This window comes from Streptomyces paromomycinus (genome assembly GCF_003865155.1).
In the GTDB taxonomy this organism is placed as follows: domain Bacteria; phylum Actinomycetota; class Actinomycetes; order Streptomycetales; family Streptomycetaceae; genus Streptomyces; species Streptomyces chrestomyceticus.
Genome location: NZ_BHZD01000001.1, coordinates 3828957 through 3847351 on the forward strand (window position 1 = coordinate 3828957; position 18395 = coordinate 3847351).

An 18395-nucleotide genomic window follows, 5' to 3' on the forward strand; every position below is an offset into this window, starting at 1 on the left:
GCGTCTGGAGCGTCGTGCGTGGGCGGGTGCGGCCGTAGGGGCGGGCGTCAGGCCGACACCGGCTCGCGGTCGGCGGCCTCCGCGTCGGCGACGACGCCGGCGACGCGGCGCAGCTTCTTCATCGGGCCGAGTTCGCTCTCGTAGACCTTCTTGACGCCGTCGCCGAGGGAGTCCTCGATGGTGCGGATGTCGCGGACCAGGCGGGTGAGGCCCTGGGGCTCGACGGAGGCGGCCTGGTCGGAGCCCCACATGGCGCGGTCGAGGGTGATGTGGCGTTCGACGAAGGCGGCGCCGAGGGCGACGGCGGCGAGGGTGGTCTGCAGGCCGGTCTCGTGGCCGCTGTAGCCGATCGGGACGTTGGGGTACTCGGCCTGAAGGGTGTGGATCATGCGCAGGTTCAGCTCTTCGGCCTTGGCGGGGTAGGTCGAAGTGGCGTGGCACAGGACGATGTTGTCGCTGCCCAGGACCTCGACGGCGTGCCGGATCTGCTTGGGGGTGGACATGCCGGTGGAGAGGATCACCGTGCGGCCGGTGGCGCGCATGGCGCGCAGCAGTTCGTCGTCGGTCAGGGAGGCGGAGGCGACCTTGTAGGCGGGGACGTCGAACTTCTCCAGGAAGGCGACGGACTCGACGTCCCAGGGGGAGGCGAACCAGGCGATGCCGCGCTTCTTGGCGTACTCGTCGATGGCGCGGTAGCCGTCCTCGTCGAACTCGACGCGGTGGCGGTAGTCGATGTAGGTCATCCGGCCCCAGGGGGTGTCCCGCTCGATGTCCCACTGGTCACGCGGGGTGCAGATCTCGGGGGTGCGCTTCTGGAACTTCACGGCGTCGCAGCCGGCGTCCGCGGCGGCGTCGATGAGCGCGAAGGCGTTCTCCAGGTCGCCGTTGTGGTTGATGCCGATCTCACCGGTGACGTAGACGGGGCGGCCGGGGCCGACGAGGCGGTCGCCGAGGGTGCGAAGGCGGGAGTTGCTGGTCATCTGGGGAGTTCCTTACCTGGTCAGAGGGTCGGGCCGAGGATCCACGAGGCGATCTCGCGGATCGCGCCGCTGCCTCCGGGGGTGGAGGTGACGGCGCGGGCGGCGCCGCGTACGACGTCGTGGGCGCCGGCGACCGCCACGGGCCAGCCGACGAGGCCGAAGCACGGGAGGTCGTTGACGTCGTTGCCGACGTAGAGCACGCGCTCGGGCGCGATGCCCTGTTCCTCGCACCACTGCTTGAGGGCGAGGTCCTTGCGGTCGATGCCGTGGAGCACGGGCAGGCGCAGTTTCTTCGCCCGTGCGGCGACGACCGGGTTCACTTCCGTGGACAGGATGAGCAGCTTCAGCTCCGCCTTGCGCAGGGCGGCGATGCCGAGGCCGTCGCCGCGGTGCACGGCGACCATCTCCCGTCCGTCGGAGTCGACGAGCACCCGGTCGTCGGTCTGGGTGCCGTCGAAGTCGAGTACGACCGCGTCGATGTCGTCGCGGGTCGGCAGCGCGCCGGGGCGCGCGGTGTCCAGCAGGGGCGCGAGGGCGCGGGCGCGGGCCAGGTCGTGCGGGTCGTCGACCTCCAGCACGCGGGCCGGGTCGGTGCGGACCAGTTCCGTACGGCCGAAGAAGCGGTGGCCGGCGGCACGGAAGCCGGCGGCGTCCATGGCGTAGGCGGCCCCGGTCTCCAGGAAGTCCTGGGGGCGGTCCTGGCGGCGGGGGCGGAAGGCCTTGTCGTGGTTGACGCCGGTGCCGCCGGGGACGGTGGCGGCGGTTTCCGCCTCGACTGCCGCGTCGGCGCCTTCGCGCCATACGAAGCCGTGGAACGGCGCGACGGTCAGCGCGCTGTCGGCGCCGGTCTCGACCACCGCGGCGGCGACCGCGTCGATGTCCTCGCTGATCAGGAAGGGGCTGGTGCACTGGACGAGCAGGACCGCGTCGACGGGCCTGCCGTGTTCGGCCTCGTAGGCGTCCATGGCGTGCAGGACGGCGGCCTCGCTGGTGGCCGTGTCGCCCGCGATGGTGCCGGGGCGGCGGACGACGACGGCGCCCGCGCCGCGTGCCGCGCCGGCGATCGCGGCGTCGTCCGTGGAGACCACGACATCGGTGACCAGGCGGGCCGCGCGGCATTCGCGGACCGCGCGGGCGATCAGCGGGACGCCGCCGACGGCGGCGAGGTTCTTGGCGGGTACGCCCTTGGAGCCGCCGCGGGCGGGGATGACGGCCACGACGGTGGGTGCGGCCGTGCGGCTCGGTGGGGTCGGCATTGCGGGCTCCTTCCGGGGGCCGTGCGGGCTCCGGGAGCGGGCGGGTGGGCACTCACAGCTGTCCCCAGCGGCGGATGGCGGGTGCGACGCGCTGGACGCCGTGGCGGTAGGCGCCGCGGGCGGCGTCGCGCACGGTGTCGCGGGCGAGCCGGCGCAGGCCGCCGGTCTCCGCGGGTTCGGCGGTCTGTCCTGGCAGGGGTTCGCCCTCGGAGCCGAGGCCGTGGCGGGCGAGGATGCCGGGGAGGTAGCCGGGGGCGGTGCGGGGTGTGTAGTACGGGGTGAGGGGCGGCAGGCGGTCGGCGGTGCGCAGGGCGGTGACGCGGGCGCGGGCGGCGTCGAAGGCGGTGGCGTAGCGGGAGCCGGGGGCGACGCCCTGGCGGTCCAGCCAGTCCGGGTCGGGGACGGGCCGGTGGCCGGCGTCGAGTTCGTCCCAGGAGGCGAGGCATCCGGAGCCGAGGAAGTGGTGGTTGCCGAGGACTTCACGGACGCCGAGGTCGGTGAGGACGGCGGTGGGGATGCCGCGGTGCAGGGATTCCAGTGCGGCGGTCGAGCTGACCGTCACCAGGAGGTCGGTGCGGTCCAGGACCTCGCCCATGTTGCCGTACGCGAGACGGCAGTTGGGCGGCAGGCCGCCGGGGAGGCGGGCGGCCAGTTTCTGGTACGGGAGTTCCTCGATGTGCGTGGTGTGTTCACCGGGCTTGCTGCGCAGCTTGATCAGCACCTCGCGGCCGGGGTTGCGCCGGGCGTGTGCGGCGGCGCGGCGCAGGAGGTACGTACGGTCCTCGCGGCGGTCCGGTACGGAGGGCTGGGCGGCGAAGACGACCGTGCGGGGCCGGCCGTCGGCGGCGGGTTCGTACGGTGCGCCGCCCAGGAAGGGCAGGGCGCACTCGACGACGCTGCCGCTGTCCGCGCCGACGCCTTCGTACACCGCGCGGAAACGTTCCGCGTCGTGGCGGGAGTTGGCGAGGACGACGTCCGCGCCGTGCCGCAGCAGCAGGCCGTCGGCGAGCTTCTCGTAGACGACGCCGACGTAGCCGGTGACGACGACGGGCCGCCGGGCCGCGCCGCGCCAGGCGCGGGCGAGGCCGTGCAGCATCGCCTGTACGGCGCCGCCGACGCAGGCGAGGACGACCACGTCGTACCGCGTGGTGTCCTTCATCAGCTCCAGGAAGTCCGCGCCGCGGATCTCGCGCAGCGTCTCCGCACGGGCGCCGACCTCGTCGAGCTGGCGGACCGTGGGGGTGGCGCGGCCGCGGAGCAGATATCCGTCCAGACGGATGTCCGGTTGAATACGGTGCGCTGTCGAAGCGCCCCATTTCCATCGGGTGTCCGAATCCGCGAGCACCGCGACACGCGGCGGGGAAGTGGTACGAGTGGGCACGACGAAAACGCTAGGAAGGCGTTCCGTTCGGCGGGCCAACTGTGCCGCAACAACGGGTTAACAGCGGGACGCGGGACAGCGAACCAGGCAACCGAATTACCCGGTTAACCATCCCGCCATTCTTCGTTCACCCGGGAGTCCGCGTCCCGTCAAGACGAATGCCGGGACCGCGCCTAACGTCACCCGGGTGGTTAAGCTCTCCGTCGTCGTGCCGTTCTACAACGTGCAGACATATGCGCCCGACACCCTGCGAAGCCTGGCGGCCAACGCCCGCGAGGACTTCGAATTCCTGCTGGTGGACGACTGCTCGCGGGACGAGACACCGCAGATCCTGGCGCGCGCCGAGGGCGAGCTGCCCGGCGCCCGGGTGCTGCGGCACGAGCAGAACGGCGGCCTGGCCACCGCCCGCAACACCGGCCTGGACGCGGCCAACGGCGAGTACGTGACCTTCCTGGACGGTGACGACTGGCTGGCACCCGGGTACTACGCGCAACTCCTGGCCACCATCGAGGGGTTGGGGTGCGACTTCGTGCGTACGGACCATGTGCAGTGCACCGCGCGCGCCCGTTCCGTGCACCGGGTGCCGCACGGCCGCCGGAACACCCTGCTGGACCCGCGCGCGCTGATCCTGCCCGCCGACCGCTCCACCTCCGTGGACTACGCCTTCGCCTGGGCCGGCATCTACCACCGGCGGCTGCTGGACGACGGGCTGCTGCACTTCCGGCACGGGCTGCGCACCGCGGAGGACCGGCCGTGGATCTGGCGGCTGCACCGGGAGGCCCGGTCGATGGCGGTGTCCGGGCTGCTCGGTGTCTTCTACCGGCGCGGGGTGGCGTCCTCCCTCACCCAGATCGGTGATGTGCGGCAACTCGATTTCATCCGCGCATTTGATCAGGTCATCGAAGAAACCGCACAGGACCGGGAAGCGGACCGGCTGCTGCCGAAGGCCGTCCGCACTTATTGCGCCATCATTGCCCACCACCTCGGTTCGATCGAACGATTCGAACCGCAGGTCGCCCGTCAATTGCGCGCACTGAGCGCGGCGGCGCTGAAAAGAATGCCGCAGGACGTACTGAAGGAAGCACTGAATTCGATGGACACGCAGCGCGCCTCCCGTCTGCGACGGCTGCGCCGGCGCCCGGTACCGGCGGAGGTGGCCGCCTGATGGCCCTCCGTACCGACGCCGAGCGCCGGCCGGACCGGCCGCGTACGCAGATCTTCCTGGCGTCCACCCTGTACGGCGCCGCGACGCTGGCCGCCGCGCTGGACGCGGACCGCTTCGCCCCGGCCGGCCGCCGGCTGCTGCTGGTCAGCAACAACGCGGCGACCCCGGAGACCGCCACACCGGTGGACCGGATGCCCGGCTTCGGGCGGCTGCGCGGCCGCTTCGACCGGGTCCTGTCGTGGAACGAGACGATCAGCCCGTTCCACCCCGGCGGCTGGTCCCCGCGATCGGACGACGTCCCGCTGTGGGAGCGGTACCTGCGGCTGCTGTGGGAGCTGGGCGAGGACGAGATCGAGCTGGTCGTGGAGTCCCTCCAGGTCCACCCGGCGCTGGCGCTGGCGCAGCTCTTCCCGGACGCGCCGGTCCAGGTGTACGCGGACGGGCTGATGAGCTACGGCCCGACGCGCAACAAACTGGACCCGCTGGTCGGCACCCGGGTCCGCCGCCTGCTGCACCTGGACCTCGTGCCCGGCCTGAAACCGCTGCTGCTCACCGAGTTCGGGGTGGGCGCGGAGACCGTGCCGACGGAGGCGTTCCGGGAGGTGCTCGCCGACCTGGCCGCGGACTTCGACGACCCGGCGCTGCACGCCGTACCGGAAGGCGCCGCGCTGCTCCTCGGACAGTACCTGTCGGCGCTCGGCATCCTGACGCCCGAGGAAGAGGAGGAGCTGCACGCCCGGATGCTGCGCGGGGTGGTCCGGCGCGGGCACCGCGAGGTGGTGTTCAAGCCGCACCCGTCGGCGCCGGCCCGCTGGTCCCGGACGCTGGAGCGGGAGGCGGAACAGCTCGGCGCCGAGCTGACCGTACTGGACACACCGGTCCTCGCCGAGGTGCTCTACCAGCGCAAACGGCCCGCGCTGGTGGTCGGCTGCTTCTCCACCGCGCTGCTGACGGCGTCCGCTTTCTACGACCTGCCGACCGCGCGCGTCGGCACGGAGCTGCTGCTGGAGCGCCTGACCCCGTACCAGAACAGCAACCGCGTGCCGGTCACCCTCGTGGACGCGCTGGTGCCCGACCTGGCGGACGAGCCCGGCACGAAGCCGGTGCCGACCCATGTCAACGGGCTGATCAGTGCGGTCGGTTACGCGATGCAGAACCAGATCTACCCGGACCTGCGCCCGGTCGCCGAGCGCTACCTCGCCGCCCACCTGAACGAGCGCACCTGGCGCTACTTCAAGCGCCGCCGCCTGACCGCGCTCGCGCTGCCCGGTGCGCTGCCGTCCCAGCTGTCCTTCATCCCGCGCAACGCGGCCGTCCGCAGGGTCGCGCGGCGCGCGCGGGCGGTGCAGCGGCGCCTGAAGAAACGGGCCGCGTTCGGATGACGGCGCAGCTCCCGGCCGGGGCGCCGATGCCTGCGGCGGTCCCCGGCCCGTCCGCGTCGTCCATATCCGCATCCGCGTCGGCCGGGCCCACGGCAGTCACCCGGACCGCGCCCGCAGTGCCGGACACGGTGAACGGCGCGGCGCCCCCGCCCGCCAGAAGATCCCGTGGCGTGCCCCGCCTGCGCGCCCTCGACGGACTGCGGCTGCTGGCCGCCCTGATGGTCGCCGCCTACCACCTCGGCGGCCGGAACGGCGAGATAGCCGTGGCGTGGGGCAGTTCGCCGGCGCGCCAGTTCCCGTCCCTGCACAGCGCGTTCGCGTACGGCTGTCTCGGCGTTCAGATCTTCTTCGTCATCAGCGGCTTCGTCATCTGCATGAGCGGCTGGGGACGTTCGCTGCGCTCCTTCATCGCCTCCCGCGTCGCACGGCTGTATCCGGCGTACTGGGTGGCGATCCTGCTGGTGACGGCCGCCTTCGCGCTGCCGTGGGTGGCGTTCGAGGCACTCGGGCCGAGCGATGTGCTGACCAACTTGACGATGCTCCAGCAGCCGCTGGGCGCGAAGCGGGTGCTGGGGGTGTGCTGGACGCTCTGGGCGGAGATGCGGTTCTACGCGCTGTTCGCGCTGTGCGTCGTACTGCCGGGCGCGACCCGCCGCCGGGTGGTGCTGTTCTGCGCGGGGTGGACGCTGGCGGCGGCGCTGGCGCAGGCCGCGCACGTACCGGCGCTGGACGTCGTCCTGATGCCGCAGTACGCCCCGTTCTTCATCGGCGGCATCGGCTGCTACCTGCTGCACCGCTACGGCGGGCGCGACCCGGTGGCGTGGGCGGTGGTCGGCGTGAGCTGGCTGACCGGCCAGCACCACGCGGTGGCCGGGCTCTGGCACCCGCCGTCCGCACACGCCTTCTCCTACCGCTCGACAGTGGTCGTCATCGCGATCGTCACGGTGGGTTTCGCGCTGGTGGTGGCGGTCGCGCTGGGCCGGATGCAGTGGGCGAACTGGCGCTGGCTGACCGTCGCCGGGGCACTGACCTACCCGTTCTACCTCGTCCACGAGCACCTGGGCTGGGTGGCCGTCCAGGGCCTGCACGGCGGTCTGCGGCTGCCTTCGTACGCGACGCTCGCCCTGACGGTGGCGCTGATGCTAACGCTGGCGTGGGTGCTGCACCGGTGGGTGGAGCGGCCGCTCACCCCCGTACTGCGGCAGGCGGTCGACCCGCGGCCACGCCGCTGAGACCGGGGTGCCCGGGGGCATCCCCCTCGGGCCCTCCGGTCACTCGCCGCGCAGCAGCGTGGCCTCGATCCCCGCGACGACCGCCCGCAGACCGTCCTCGAAGCCACGGGCGGTGTCGCCGAACATCTCCACGCCGGCCGCTGCCGTGAGCGGGTGGTCGGCGCCCACGCTCCGCTCCCGTTCCCGCTGGTCGTACGCGGGGTCGGGCTGCGGGTCGCCGGGCACCGGGAAGACGGACTGCTCCTCGATCACGTAGCCGACGGTGTACGCGTACGTGGTGAACCAGGCCCGCGCGGCCCGCTCCGTCGTGAACCCGGCGCCCCGCATGGCGGCCAGCATGGCCTCCATCGGCCGCAGCAGCGCCTGATCGCGCAGCCGGGTACCGCCGAAGACCTTGCCGCCGTCGCGGTAGCCGAGCAGCGTGCTCCGGGTCTGCCGGCACGTCTCGGTGAGCATGACCCGCCAGTCGCCGCCCCCGGAGCCGTCTCCTGAGCCGCCGCCCGCCCCGGCGAGCGGCGCCGTCATCCGGCCGAGCAGCACGGTGGCCATCTCGTCCAGCAGTTCCTGCTTGTTCTTGAAGTGCCAGTAGAGCGCGGGCGCCTGCACGTCCAGCTCCTTGGCGATACGGCGCAGCGTGAGCCCTTCGAGGCCGACGTCGTTCAGCAGGCCCAGGGCGGTCTCCGCCACCAGTTTCCGGTCAAGTCTCGTAGCCACATTGACAACTTAACACCGTTAAGCGCACCCTCGGAAGCATCCCTGCTTAACGACGTTAAGGAGTCCCCATGGCCAGCACCGACGCCCTGCCCGGACACGTGGACGTACTGATCTCCGGCGCCGGCCCCACCGGCTTGGCCCTCGGCCTCGACCTCGCCCGGCGCGGCGTGCGCGCCCTCGTCCTGGAGCGCCTGGACCGGCTGGCGCCCGGCACCCGGGGCAACGGCATCCAGCCCCGCACCCAGGAGGTGTACGAGGACTTCGGCGTGCTCGACGCCGTCCTGGAGTCCGGCGGGACGTACCCGCCGCGGGGCATCTGGTCGGACGGCCGCATGGTCGACGAGCAGGTGATGATGGAGCCCGGCATCCCGACGCCGGCCGCCCCGTACAGCACCATGCTGATGCTCCCGCAGTGGCGCAACGCGGAGATCCAGTACGCGCGGCTGACCGAACTGGGCGGCACGGTGGCGTTCGGCACCGGCCTGGAGTCCTTCACCCAGGACGCGGACGGCGTCGAGGCCCGCGTCACCCGCGCCGACGGCACCACCCGTACGGTGCGCGCCTCCTACCTGGTCGCCGCCGACGGCGGGCGCAGCCCGGTCCGCAAGGCGCTCGGCGTCACCATGACCGGCCAGTCCGTCGCGCCGTACCCGATGCTCCTCGCCGACATCCGGCTCGACGGGCTGGACCGGGACCACTGGCACATGTGGGGCGAGTTCCGGGCCACCGACTTCGTCTCGCTGCTCGCGCCGGCGAAGTACGACTACTTCCTGCTCATGGCGGGCTTCATGGACTCCGGCACCGCGCCGGACACCTCGCCCGACGCGGTGCGCAAGCTGATCGCGGAGCGCACCCACCTCACCCTCGACCAGCTGGGCGAGGTGCTGTGGTCCTCCACCTTCCGCCCGAACGCCGCCCTGGCCGACCGGTTCCGGGCGGGCCGGGTCTTCCTCGCGGGCGACGCGGCGCACGTCCACTCCCCCGCGGGCGGCCAGGGCCTGAACACCAGCGTCCAGGACGCCTACAACCTCGGCTGGAAGCTGGGCCAGGTCATCCGGCACGGCGCGCCGGACTCCCTCCTCGACAGTTACGAGGCCGAGCGGCGGCCGGTCGCCGAGAGCATCCTGGCCACCAGCACCCGGCTGCACCGGTCGGGCGACATGCGGCGCGGCAGCGACCTGCACCAGATGGGCGTCGGGTACCCGGACGGTCCGCTCGCCACCGAGCGGCGCACCGGCCTCGCCGACGGCGCACTGCGCGCCGGCAACCGGGCGCCCGACGCGCCCTGCATCACCCCGGACGGCACCCCGCGCCGCCTCTTCGAGGTCTTCCAGGGTCCGCACTTCACCGTGCTGGCCGTCGGGGACGTCGACCTCCCGGCGCTGGACGGCGGCATGATCCGTACGTGCCGTGTCGGCGGCCAGGACCCCGACCTGCTCGACTCCGAGGGCCACGCCCGCGACGCGTACGGCGAGGGCCTGTTCCTCGTCCGCCCCGACGGCTACGTGGCGTACGCCGCCGACGACGCGTCCGGCCTGCCGGAGGAGCTGGGCCGGTACGGCCTCCTCACCGCTGCGGCACGCTAGCCGCCTCCTGCCCGGCGCCCTCCTCCGAGGGCCGCCGGGCGTCGTCCTCCCCCGGCTCGGTCAGCGTCCGCGCGACGAGCCAGGCCACGACGCACAGCGCGATCAGCGGCAGCAGCGCGGTCCGCAGGCTCGTGGCGTCGGCGAGGGCGCCGATGGCCGGGCTGGCGACGCCGCCGACGCTGACCGCCAGGCCGAGGGTGACACCGCTCGCCGTCCCCATGCGGTTCGGCAGGAGGTCCTGGCCGAGGGTGATGTGCAGGGAGAACGGCACGTACAGGGCCGTGGCGGTCAGGGCGGCGAACACGTACAGCGCCGGGCCGGGGACGAGGACCAGCCCGGCGACGGCCGGGACGCAGGCCGCGTAGGCGATCCGCACCGTACGGACCCGGCCCCACCGGGACGCCAGCCGGCCGCCGAGCACGGTGCCCACCGCACCGCCCGCGAACAGCACGAACAGGGCCGCCGAGCCCGCGGTGGCGCCCCCGCCCACCCGCTGCTGGGCGTAGACGGCGATGAAGGCGCTCAGGCCGACGAAGACGACGGACCGGCAGACGATGACGGCGGTCAGCCGCAGGAACTCCGGCCAGTTGTCGCGGCCCGCCCTGCGCGCCGCGGCCTTGGCGACGGCCGCCCGCGGCGCCAGCGCGCGGATCACGTGAACGGTCAGCAGGACACCGGCCACCGCGGGCACCGCCAGCCACGGCGACGCGCTCAGCGAGCCCGCGGAGAGCAGCGGGCCGACGGCGGCCGGGGCGAGGGCGAAGCCGATGTTGCCGCCGAGGGAGAACCAGCCCATGGCGACATGGCTGCCGCCGCTCGCGACACGGGCCAGCCGCGCGGCCTCCGGGTGGTAGGCGGCCACGCCGATGCCGGAGAGGGCGACCGCGAGGCACGTGAGGACGTAGGAGTCGCCGAGCCCGGACAGGGCGATGCCGAGTCCGGCGCACAGGGTGCTCACCGGGATCAGCCAGGGCATCGTCCAGCGGTCGGTGAGCGAGCCGAACAGGGGCTGCACGAGGGAGGAGAGGAGGGTGGCGGCCAGCACGATGCCCGAGGCGGCGGCGTAACCGTAGTGGCGTTCGGCCACCAGGAAGGGCACCAGGGCCGGGACCGCGCCCTGGTAGAAGTCCACCGCCGCGTGTCCGACGGACATCGTCGCGACCGGCCGCCGGGGCGCGGCCACTTGCTTCGTCGTCATGTACCGATCATGGCGAGCGCACCGGGTGGCGGACTTCCCATAAGCTGCCAGGCCATGCCGGTTTTCCGCCACCATCCGCCGCACGTCACGACCATCACCCGCTTCCTGCCGCAGGGTGCGGAGGTGACGCCCCACCACCACGACGTCCACCAGATCGTCTACGCGGGGCGCGGCGTGCTCACCGTGACCACGGACGCCGGGAGCTGGGTCACCCCGGCCACCCGTGCCATCTGGATTCCGGCCGGGACGGTGCACGAGCACCGGGCGCACGGGGACACCGACCTGCACACCGTCGGCGTTCCGCTCGAAGCCGACCCGCTGGGGCTGGACCGGCCCGCCGTCCTGGCGGTCGGCCCGCTGCTGCGCGAGCTGATCATCGCGTACAGCGGTACGGGCAGCCGCTGTACGGAGGAGGCGCGGCGCCTGCTGGCCGTACTCCTCGACCAGTTGCGCCACGCCCCGCTCCAGGCCCTGCACCTGCCCAGGGCCCGCGACCCGCGGCTGGCGGCGGTCTGCGCGGCGCTCCGCGCGGACCCGGCCGATCAGCGCCCGCTCGCCGCCCTGGGCTCGGCCGCCGGGGCGAGCGAACGGACCCTGGCCCGCCTCTTCCGCGCCGAACTCGGCATGACCTTCCCCCAGTGGCGTACGCAGCTGCGCCTGCACCACGCGCTGGTGCTGCTGACGCAGGACGGCCCGGCGCTGTCCGTGACCGCGATCGCGCACCGCTGCGGCTGGGCCTCGGCCAGTGCCTTCATCGATGCCTTCCGCGGGTCGTTCGGACACACGCCGGGCGCCCACCGGGCTCTCGTGGGCCCGGCTACAACACCAGCGACAGCAGCAGCACGCACACGATCCCGACCACGGAGATCAGCGTCTCCATGAGCGACCACGTCTTGATCGTCTGGCCGACGTTCATGCCGAAGTACTCCTTCACCATCCAGAAGCCCGCGTCGTTGACGTGGCTGAAGAACAGCGAACCGGCGCCGACGGCGAGGACGAGCAGGGCGGTGTGGGTGGTGGACATGTCCGCGGTGAGCGGCGCCACCAGGCCCGCGGCGGAGATGGTGGCCACCGTCGCCGAGCCGGTCGCGAGCCGGATGGCGACCGCGATCAGCCAGGCCAGCAGCAGCGTGGAGATGTTCCAGTCCTTGGACAGCTCCAGGATCATCTGTCCGACGCCCGCGTCCACCAGGGTCTGCTTGAAGCCGCCGCCCGCGCCGACGATCAGCAGCACGCCGGCGATCGGGGCGAGGGACTTCTCGACGGTGGTGGCGATCCGGCCCTTGGTGAACCCGGCCGACCGGCCCAGCGTGAACATGCCGACGATGACGGCGGTGAGCAGCGCGATCAGCGGAGAGCCCACCACGTCGAAGACCCGCTGGACGGTCGTCCCCTTGTCGTCCACGACGACGTCCACCAGGGCCTTGGCCAGCATCATCACGACGGGCAGCAGCACAGTGGCGACGGTGATCCCGAAACCGGGCCGCTTGTCCAGCTCACCGGAGGCCCTCTCCGGGATCATCTTCTCCGGCGGGCGGATGTCCACCCAGCGCGCGGCGTAGCGGGAGAACAGCGGACCGGCGACGATCGCCGTCGGAATCGCGACGACGACGCCGAGCGCCAGCGTGACGCCCAGGTTGGCGTGCAGCGCGTCGATGGCGGCCAGCGGGCCGGGGTGCGGCGGGATCAGGCCGTGCATGACGGACAGACCGGCCAGCGCGGGGATGCCGATGCGCATCAGGGAGAAGTTGCCGCGCTTGACGACCAGCAGCACCACGGGGATCAGCAGCACGATGCCGACCTCGAAGAAGATCGGCAGACCGACGATGCCCGCGATCAGCACCATCGCCCAGGGCATCACGCGCCCGCTCGCCTTCGCCAGGATCGTGTCGACGATCTGGTCGGCACCCCCGGAGTCGGCGAGCAGTTTGCCGAGGATCGCGCCCAGCGCGATCAGGATGCCGGTGCCCGCGACCGTACTGCCGAGGCCGGACGAGAAGCTGGTGATGGCCTTGTCCAGCGGTGCGCCCGCCACCGCGCCCAGCACCAGCGAGCCGATGATCAGGGACAGGAAGGCGTGCAGCTTGAACTTGGTGATGAGCAGGACGATGACGGCGATGCCCGCGAGGACGGCGATGCCGAGCTGCGCGTGACCGGCCGAGGTGATCGGCTCGGTCGCGTCCGCTGCCAGCATCTCGACGCTGAGATGTGTCACGGCTGTTCCCTAAGGGGTGCTGTTACTGGTTGTGGTGGCCCCGGAGCGACGGCATACGGGGCGGTGTCCCCGCGCGGTGGCACGGGGGGGTGTACAGGTCCATGACCCCGCGCGGTGGCGGGGCGTCGGCCCCTGGTCAGGCGGGGGCGGGCCGACCGGTGTCGTACTGCCGCAGCGCCTCGACGGCCCGCCCGGCGATCTCCTGCGGGGTGCCGGACACGTCGACGGCGACGCCCGCCTCGTCCGGACCGAGCGGCTCCAGGGTGGCGAACTGGGAGTCCAGCAGCGCGGTCGGCATGAAGTGGCCCTTGCGTTCGGCCATCCGGGACTCGATCAGCGACCGGTCGCCCGTCAGATGCAGGAAGACGACGCCGGGCGCGGCGGCCCGCAGCCGGTCGCGGTAGGCGCGCTTGAGGGCCGAGCTGCTGACGACACCGCCCTGACCCGCACGGCCGTGCGCCCAGGCGCCGATGGCGTCCAGCCACGGCCACCGGTCGGCGTCGTCGAGCGGGGTGCCCGCCGACATCTTGGCGAAGTTGGCCGGGGGGTGGAAGTCGTCGCCCTCGGCGTAGGGGACATCAAGGTCGGCGGCCACCAGCGGCCCGATCGTCGTCTTGCCGGTGCCGGCCACGCCCATCACGACGATGACGTGGGGGGTGCTCATCCCGTGTACCTCGCTGTCCTCTTTGACCTCGGTCTGTCGTCCCACTGAAACCCATGGGATACGACGTATTCAAGCCTCTGTGACGTAAAAGTCATACTTAAAAGCGGACCTTCCCCGGGAACGTAGGCTGATCCCATGGAGAACCAGGGGGCGGGGCAGGGGCAGCACGCGCGGGTACTGGAGTCCCTGGGACCCGCCATCACCGCGGGCGAGTACCCGCCCGGCACGATCTTGCGCACCGACGAGCTGGAAGAGCGCTTCGAGGTCTCCCGCACGGTCATCCGCGAGGCGATACGGGTCCTGGAATCCATGCACCTGGTCACCTCGCGCCGCCGGGTCGGCGTGACCGTGCGCCCCGCCGAGGAATGGAACGTCTACGACCCCCGCGTCATCGGCTGGCGGCTGGCCGGCCCGGACCGCCCCCGGCAGCTCCGCTCCCTGACCGTGCTGCGCTCCGCCGTCGAACCGGTCGCCGCGGGCCTGGCCGCCCGGCACGCCACCCCCGCCCAGTGCGCCGAGCTGACCGAGCACGCCATGGGCATGGTCGCCACCTCACGCGGCCAGCAGCTCGACGCGTACCTGGTGCACGACACGGCCTTCCACCGCATCGTGCTGACCGCCTCCGGCAACGAGATGTTCGCCCGGCTCGGCGACGTGGTGGCCGCCGTCCTCACCGGCCGCACCCACCACCACGTCATGTTCACCGACCCCGACCCGGCCGCGGTCACCCTGCACGTCCAGGTCGCCGAGGCGGTACGGGTCGGCGACGCGGACCGCGCCGAGGCGCTGACCCGGGAGATCACCGTGGGGGCGATGGCGGAGCTGGACGTCTTGGCGCCGTGACGGCGCCCGGCCACCGCCGGACGTGTCCGGGCGGCGGCACCGCCCCTCAGTCCCCGTAGGCGTTCTGCTCCGCGAACCGCTGCGCCAGGGCCGTGAGCAGCTCCGGCGCGTCCTCGCGCGGCAGCACCGCCTCGATCAGCACCAGTTCGTCCGGCGTACGGGCGGCCAGTGCCAGCGCGTCCGCCAGCTCCGCCGGGGTCTCGACCCGTACCGCGACCGTGCCGGGGCCTGCGCCGAAGGCGGCGGGCAGGGCGGTGTAGTCCCAGGCGGCGATGTCGTTGTACGAGGCGGTGGCGCCGTGGATGGCACGCTCGACCGTGTAGCCGTCGTTGTTGACGACGACGACCACCGGGGCCGCGCCGTACCGGGTCATGGTGCCCAGCTCCTGCGCGGTGAGCTGGAGGGAACCGTCCCCGATCACCAGCACCGAACGCCGGTCCGGCGCGGCCAGTTCGGTACCGAGGGTGGCCGGCAGGGTGTATCCGATCGACCCCCACAGCGGCTGGCCGACGAACCGCCCGTCCACGGGCAGCGGCACCTCCTGGGCGCCGTAGAACGCGGTGCCCTGCTCGGCGACGAGCACACTGCCCTCCGGCAGGAACGAGCCGACAGCGGACCACAGCTGACGCTGCGTCAGCCGCGCGCCGGGTGCCTCGTCCGGGTACGCGAAGGGCTCACCGTACCCCTCGGGCTCCGGCAGCCCCAGGTCCCGCAGCAGTCCGGCCAGCCCACCGACGGCATCCGCCATGGCTATCCCCTCGAACACCCCGCGCCCCGCCGAGGCGCGCCCTGGACGCAGCTCGATGGTCCGCTCCGGCGCGAAGTGATGGCTGAAGCCGCCGGTCACACTGTCCGAGACCGGGGCACCGACCAGGATCAGACAGTCCGCGTCCTCGACGGCCGCCCGGGCCCGCTTGTCGCTGATCTCCCCGGTGTAGGGGCCGACGAACCCGGGAGCTGTCTCGTCCAGTACGCCCTTCCCGCTGGAGAACACGGCGGACCGGACCGGCGCGGCGGCGAGCAGACCGGCGAGCGGCCCGCGCAGCCCGAACCGTTCGGCCTCGTGCCCGGCCAGCACGGTGACACCGCGCGCCCCGTCCAGCATCCGGGCGCAGCCCGTAAGGAATTCCCGCAGCAGCCCCGGGTCGGTGGCCTCGTCCGGCACGATCAGCGGCCCGGTCGGCGGCGACACCTGGGCCGGCACGACGTCCGTGGGCAGATTCAGATGCACCGGCCTGCGCTCCCGCCACATGGCCCGCAGTACGCGGTCGATCTCGGCCGGCGCGTTCTCCGCGGTCAGGTCGGCGCGGGCCACCGTCACCTCGGCGAACATCCGGCCGAAGTGCCCGTACTCACCGTCCATCAGGGTGTGGTGCACGGGGCGGCCGGACGCGGCGACTTCGGTGGCGGGCATCCCGGTGACGGCGACGACCGGCACACGTTCGGCGTATGCGCCGGCCACGCCGTTGACGGCCGACAGTTCGCCGACGCCGAAGGTGGTGACGAGGGCGGCGGCGCCGCGCAGCCGGGCGTAGCCGTCGGCGGCGTAGGCGGCGTCGAGTTCGTTGCAGGTGCCGACCCAGTCGAGGCCGGGGAAGGCGGTCACTTGGTCGAGGAAGCCGAGGTTGTAGTCACCGGGGACTCCGAAGAGGTGCTCGACGTCCAGCTCGCGCAGACGGCGGAGCAGATAGTCGGCGACGGTGGTCCGAGCGGTCGCGGCCTGGGGGGCGGTGGCCTGCGGGCCGATGTCCGAGGGGGTGTCCGACATGGCGGTAACCGGCTTTCTTCACGCTTGAACGGTTTAGGTCAACATCATTGACCCAAGTCGCGAGCGTACGGAACCCCGGGATAAAATGTCAACATGCTTGACCCTTGTCGCCCGGACGCCTACGACCGCGATTTCACCCTGTTCTACTTCGCCTATCGCGCCTTCACCGGAGCGGCCGACGCGGCCCTGACCGAGCAGGGCATGGGCCGCGCCCACCACCGCATCCTGACGTTCCTCGCGTACTCCCCCGGCATGAGCGTCGGCGAACTGTGCCAGGCGCTCCAGCTGACCAAGCAGGCCATCAACGGGCCGCTGCGCAAGCTCGGCGACGAGCAGCTGGTACGGGTGACGCCGGGCGAACGGGACCGCCGCCGCAAGGAACTCCACCTCACCGAACGCGGCGCGGAACTCGAACGCAAGCTCCACGCACGCCAGCGCGCCCTGTTCACCGCCGCACTGGAGAAAGCCGGCCCGGAGGCGGCGGAGGGCTGGCGCCGCATGCTGGCCCCCCTGGCGGGCCGCGACTGGGAAGCCTTCACGGCATCAGTGGAAGCCCGCCGGACGGAAGGCGGACCCCACCGCCCTTGACCCCTCAGAACAACGGCTGCTGCCCCGGAAACGGCGGCTCCTCCGGATCGAACAGACGCTCCGCCGGAGCCATCATCGGCGCGATGCGGCGCGAGCCGGGGCACGACACGAGCTCCAGCACGGTACGGCGGCCCGGCGGGTCGTGCCGGGCGAAGCGGCCGCCGACGACGGCGATCTCTCGGGTGCATACGGGGCACGGGCGACGCGGTGACATTTCCTCATTGTCCCCCGGAGCCCCGCACACACTCGCGCACGGTCCCGTCGGAGCGGTACCGGCGGCACTCCGTACGGCCAGGGGGCGCGCACCGGAGCGCACCGTCTCTCCCCCGTACCCCTTCACCCCTACGCGCGTCCAGGTTCGGTTCTCCGCGGGCCTGGGAATCTAGGAGGGGCCGGTGTCGCCACGGGGGTGACACCGTGACACGGACGCGGAAGGGACACGGCGTGCGCAAGGGACGTGCGGTGGCCGCGGGGCTGCTGGTGCTGGCCGTGACGACCGGCTGCAAGACCATCACGATCACCCCGAACGGCGGACTTCCCCCGTCGACGGCTCCCGCGCCGTCCACGCCAGGACGGGCGGACGTGCTGCCCGCGCATACGGCGGACAAGGAGCTCCCCAGGCGCGTCCGCTCCACCAAAGCCCCCCGCCGCGCCGCGAAGCCGGTGCTGGCCCGAGGCTCCCGCGGTCCCCGCGTGCGCGAACTCCAGGCCCGTCTGGCCCAGTTGTCACTCTTCCGCCGTAAGCCCACCGGCTTCTACGGCCGGCAGACGGCGGCCTCCGTCTCGGCGTTCCAGCACCGGCGGAAGCTGCCGCGGACGGGCACCCTGGACCGCGCCACCTGGCACGCCCTGCACGCCTGCACCCGCCCGCCGACCCGGGCCGAGACGCACCCGCACACCAAGAAGACCGCGAAGAAGCCCACCCGGAAGCCCGCCAAAAAGCGAGTCCCCCGTCCCGACGCCCGCTGCATGACGGGCCGTGTGCTGTGCATCAGCAAGCGGAGCAACACGCTCACCTGGATGGTGGACGGCAAGGTCCGCTCGACGATGGACGTCCGCTTCGGCGCCCAGTACACGCCGACCCGGGAAGGCACGTTCCGCATCGCGTTCAAGAGCCGCAGCCACGTGTCGTCGATCTACCACACCCCCATGCCGTACGCGATGTTCTTCAGCGGCGGCCAGGCCGTCCACTACTCCGCCGACTTCGCCGCCCACGGCTACCAGGGCGCCTCCCACGGCTGCGTGAACGTCCGCAACAAAACAAGAATCGCCGCCCTGTTCCAGCAGGTAACCCCCGGCGACAAGGTGGTCATCTACAAGTAGCCCCCACACCCGCAGCAATCCCCAGTCCCCAGTCCCCACCCCCCGCAGTAACCCCAACCATCAATTGAGCAACCCCCACAAACAGCAACCAGCTCCGCGA

The 18395-nt window shown here is 72.5% G+C and carries 17 protein-coding genes; 8 read left to right on the plus strand and 9 right to left on the minus strand.

Translation table 11 applies throughout. From position 1 onward, the window contains the following. Nucleotides 1-47 precede the first annotated feature (47 nt). From OEIGOIKO_RS15710 to OEIGOIKO_RS15720, 3 genes are read right to left on the minus strand one after another with little or no spacing between them, the layout of a single operon-like run. Complete coding sequence (locus OEIGOIKO_RS15710) at nucleotides 48-980, minus strand: N-acetylneuraminate synthase family protein (RefSeq protein WP_125054583.1); 933 nt, start codon at nucleotides 978-980, stop codon at nucleotides 48-50. Nucleotides 981-1000: 20 nt separating this feature from the next. Next, nucleotides 1001-2236 (minus strand): acylneuraminate cytidylyltransferase, encoded by a 1236-nt coding sequence (locus OEIGOIKO_RS15715; RefSeq protein ID WP_125054584.1) that lies wholly within the window; start codon nucleotides 2234-2236, stop codon nucleotides 1001-1003. A 52-nt stretch (nucleotides 2237-2288) separates the two neighbouring features. Continuing rightward, a complete protein-coding gene (locus OEIGOIKO_RS15720) occupies nucleotides 2289-3617 on the minus strand; it encodes a DUF6716 putative glycosyltransferase (RefSeq protein WP_125054585.1) in 1329 nt (442 codons plus the stop codon). 187 nt (nucleotides 3618-3804) lie between these two features. Here OEIGOIKO_RS15720 and OEIGOIKO_RS15725 point away from each other — a divergent pair, with 187 nt between their 5' ends. Genes OEIGOIKO_RS15725 through OEIGOIKO_RS15735 form a run of 3 tightly spaced genes read left to right on the plus strand, consistent with a single transcriptional unit; the run spans nucleotide 3805 to nucleotide 7396 of the window. After that, on the plus strand, nucleotides 3805-4782 hold the full coding sequence (locus OEIGOIKO_RS15725; protein WP_125054586.1) for a glycosyltransferase family 2 protein: 978 nt from the start codon (nucleotides 3805-3807) through the stop codon (nucleotides 4780-4782). Continuing rightward, a complete protein-coding gene (locus tag OEIGOIKO_RS15730; protein ID WP_125054587.1) occupies nucleotides 4782-6164 on the plus strand; it encodes an alpha-2,8-polysialyltransferase family protein in 1383 nt (460 codons plus the stop codon). The genes OEIGOIKO_RS15725 and OEIGOIKO_RS15730 overlap by 1 nt, the downstream gene beginning before the upstream one ends. Before the next feature lie 26 nt (nucleotides 6165-6190). Beyond that, a complete protein-coding gene (locus tag OEIGOIKO_RS15735) occupies nucleotides 6191-7396 on the plus strand; it encodes an acyltransferase family protein (RefSeq protein ID WP_371859022.1) in 1206 nt (401 codons plus the stop codon). 39 nt (nucleotides 7397-7435) lie between these two features. Here the strand turns inward: OEIGOIKO_RS15735 and OEIGOIKO_RS15740 are convergent, their stop codons facing one another. Beyond that, nucleotides 7436-8110 (minus strand): TetR/AcrR family transcriptional regulator C-terminal domain-containing protein, encoded by a 675-nt coding sequence (locus tag OEIGOIKO_RS15740; RefSeq protein ID WP_125054589.1) that lies wholly within the window; start codon nucleotides 8108-8110, stop codon nucleotides 7436-7438. A gap of 68 nt (nucleotides 8111-8178) precedes the next feature. On the opposite strand from OEIGOIKO_RS15740, the gene OEIGOIKO_RS15745 reads away from it, so the two are divergent. Next, the gene (locus OEIGOIKO_RS15745; protein WP_125054590.1) at nucleotides 8179-9696 is read left to right on the plus strand and encodes an FAD-dependent monooxygenase; all 1518 of its coding nucleotides are present in this window, start codon (nucleotides 8179-8181) and stop codon (nucleotides 9694-9696) included. On the opposite strand, the gene OEIGOIKO_RS15750 is transcribed toward OEIGOIKO_RS15745, so the two are convergent. After that, complete coding sequence (locus tag OEIGOIKO_RS15750) at nucleotides 9677-10894, minus strand: MFS transporter (protein WP_125054591.1); 1218 nt, start codon at nucleotides 10892-10894, stop codon at nucleotides 9677-9679. The two genes, OEIGOIKO_RS15745 and OEIGOIKO_RS15750, sit on opposite strands and share 20 nt — an antisense overlap. 54 nt (nucleotides 10895-10948) lie before the next feature. On the opposite strand from OEIGOIKO_RS15750, the gene OEIGOIKO_RS15755 reads away from it, so the two are divergent. Continuing rightward, entirely contained in the window at nucleotides 10949-11776 is an 828-nt protein-coding gene (locus OEIGOIKO_RS15755) for an AraC family transcriptional regulator (RefSeq protein ID WP_125054592.1), read from the plus strand. On the opposite strand, the gene OEIGOIKO_RS15760 is transcribed toward OEIGOIKO_RS15755, so the two are convergent. Both OEIGOIKO_RS15760 and OEIGOIKO_RS15765 read right to left on the minus strand, forming a co-directional pair. Further along, nucleotides 11712-13109 carry a GntT/GntP/DsdX family permease gene (locus OEIGOIKO_RS15760; RefSeq protein WP_125054593.1) on the minus strand — a complete coding sequence of 466 codons (1398 nt, stop codon included), beginning with the start codon at nucleotides 13107-13109 and terminating at the stop codon, nucleotides 11712-11714. The two genes, OEIGOIKO_RS15755 and OEIGOIKO_RS15760, sit on opposite strands and share 65 nt — an antisense overlap. A gap of 136 nt (nucleotides 13110-13245) precedes the next feature. After that, on the minus strand, nucleotides 13246-13773 hold the full coding sequence (locus OEIGOIKO_RS15765; RefSeq protein ID WP_125054594.1) for a gluconokinase: 528 nt from the start codon (nucleotides 13771-13773) through the stop codon (nucleotides 13246-13248). A 135-nt stretch (nucleotides 13774-13908) separates the two neighbouring features. Here OEIGOIKO_RS15765 and OEIGOIKO_RS15770 point away from each other — a divergent pair, with 135 nt between their 5' ends. Next, entirely contained in the window at nucleotides 13909-14616 is a 708-nt protein-coding gene (locus tag OEIGOIKO_RS15770) for a FadR/GntR family transcriptional regulator (protein ID WP_125054595.1), read from the plus strand. Between the two features lie 46 nt (nucleotides 14617-14662). On the opposite strand, the gene OEIGOIKO_RS15775 is transcribed toward OEIGOIKO_RS15770, so the two are convergent. Beyond that, nucleotides 14663-16384, minus strand: a complete 1722-nt coding sequence (locus OEIGOIKO_RS15775; protein WP_125054596.1) for an alpha-keto acid decarboxylase family protein — start codon at nucleotides 16382-16384, stop codon at nucleotides 14663-14665. Between the two features lie 93 nt (nucleotides 16385-16477). On the opposite strand from OEIGOIKO_RS15775, the gene OEIGOIKO_RS15780 reads away from it, so the two are divergent. Beyond that, nucleotides 16478-16972 carry a MarR family winged helix-turn-helix transcriptional regulator gene (locus OEIGOIKO_RS15780; RefSeq protein WP_125054597.1) on the plus strand — a complete coding sequence of 165 codons (495 nt, stop codon included), beginning with the start codon at nucleotides 16478-16480 and terminating at the stop codon, nucleotides 16970-16972. 4 nt (nucleotides 16973-16976) lie between these two features. Here OEIGOIKO_RS15780 and OEIGOIKO_RS15785 read toward each other — a convergent pair whose 3' ends face one another. Further along, nucleotides 16977-17186: a hypothetical protein gene (locus OEIGOIKO_RS15785; RefSeq protein WP_030024141.1), complete on the minus strand. Its 210-nt coding sequence runs from the start codon at nucleotides 17184-17186 to the stop codon at nucleotides 16977-16979. A 230-nt stretch (nucleotides 17187-17416) separates the two neighbouring features. On the opposite strand from OEIGOIKO_RS15785, the gene OEIGOIKO_RS15790 reads away from it, so the two are divergent. Then, the gene (locus OEIGOIKO_RS15790) at nucleotides 17417-18295 is read left to right on the plus strand and encodes a L,D-transpeptidase family protein (protein ID WP_125054598.1); all 879 of its coding nucleotides are present in this window, start codon (nucleotides 17417-17419) and stop codon (nucleotides 18293-18295) included. Nucleotides 18296-18395: the final 100 nt, after the last annotated feature.

Coding starts and splice junctions, on each gene's coding strand:
- OEIGOIKO_RS15775 (WP_125054596.1), bottom strand. CDS start 16,384: ATGTCGGACACCCCCTCGGACATCGGCCCGCAGGCCACCGCCCCCCAG.
- OEIGOIKO_RS15755 (WP_125054592.1), top strand. CDS start 10,949: ATGCCGGTTTTCCGCCACCATCCGCCGCACGTCACGACCATCACCCGC.
- OEIGOIKO_RS15745 (WP_125054590.1), top strand. CDS start 8,179: ATGGCCAGCACCGACGCCCTGCCCGGACACGTGGACGTACTGATCTCC.
- OEIGOIKO_RS15750 (WP_125054591.1), bottom strand. CDS start 10,894: ATGACGACGAAGCAAGTGGCCGCGCCCCGGCGGCCGGTCGCGACGATG.
- OEIGOIKO_RS15785 (WP_030024141.1), bottom strand. CDS start 17,186: ATGTCACCGCGTCGCCCGTGCCCCGTATGCACCCGAGAGATCGCCGTC.
- OEIGOIKO_RS15765 (WP_125054594.1), bottom strand. CDS start 13,773: ATGAGCACCCCCCACGTCATCGTCGTGATGGGCGTGGCCGGCACCGGC.
- OEIGOIKO_RS15735 (WP_371859022.1), top strand. CDS start 6,191: ATGCCTGCGGCGGTCCCCGGCCCGTCCGCGTCGTCCATATCCGCATCC.
- OEIGOIKO_RS15730 (WP_125054587.1), top strand. CDS start 4,782: ATGGCCCTCCGTACCGACGCCGAGCGCCGGCCGGACCGGCCGCGTACG.
- OEIGOIKO_RS15780 (WP_125054597.1), top strand. CDS start 16,478: ATGCTTGACCCTTGTCGCCCGGACGCCTACGACCGCGATTTCACCCTG.
- OEIGOIKO_RS15710 (WP_125054583.1), bottom strand. CDS start 980: ATGACCAGCAACTCCCGCCTTCGCACCCTCGGCGACCGCCTCGTCGGC.
- OEIGOIKO_RS15770 (WP_125054595.1), top strand. CDS start 13,909: ATGGAGAACCAGGGGGCGGGGCAGGGGCAGCACGCGCGGGTACTGGAG.
- OEIGOIKO_RS15715 (WP_125054584.1), bottom strand. CDS start 2,236: ATGCCGACCCCACCGAGCCGCACGGCCGCACCCACCGTCGTGGCCGTC.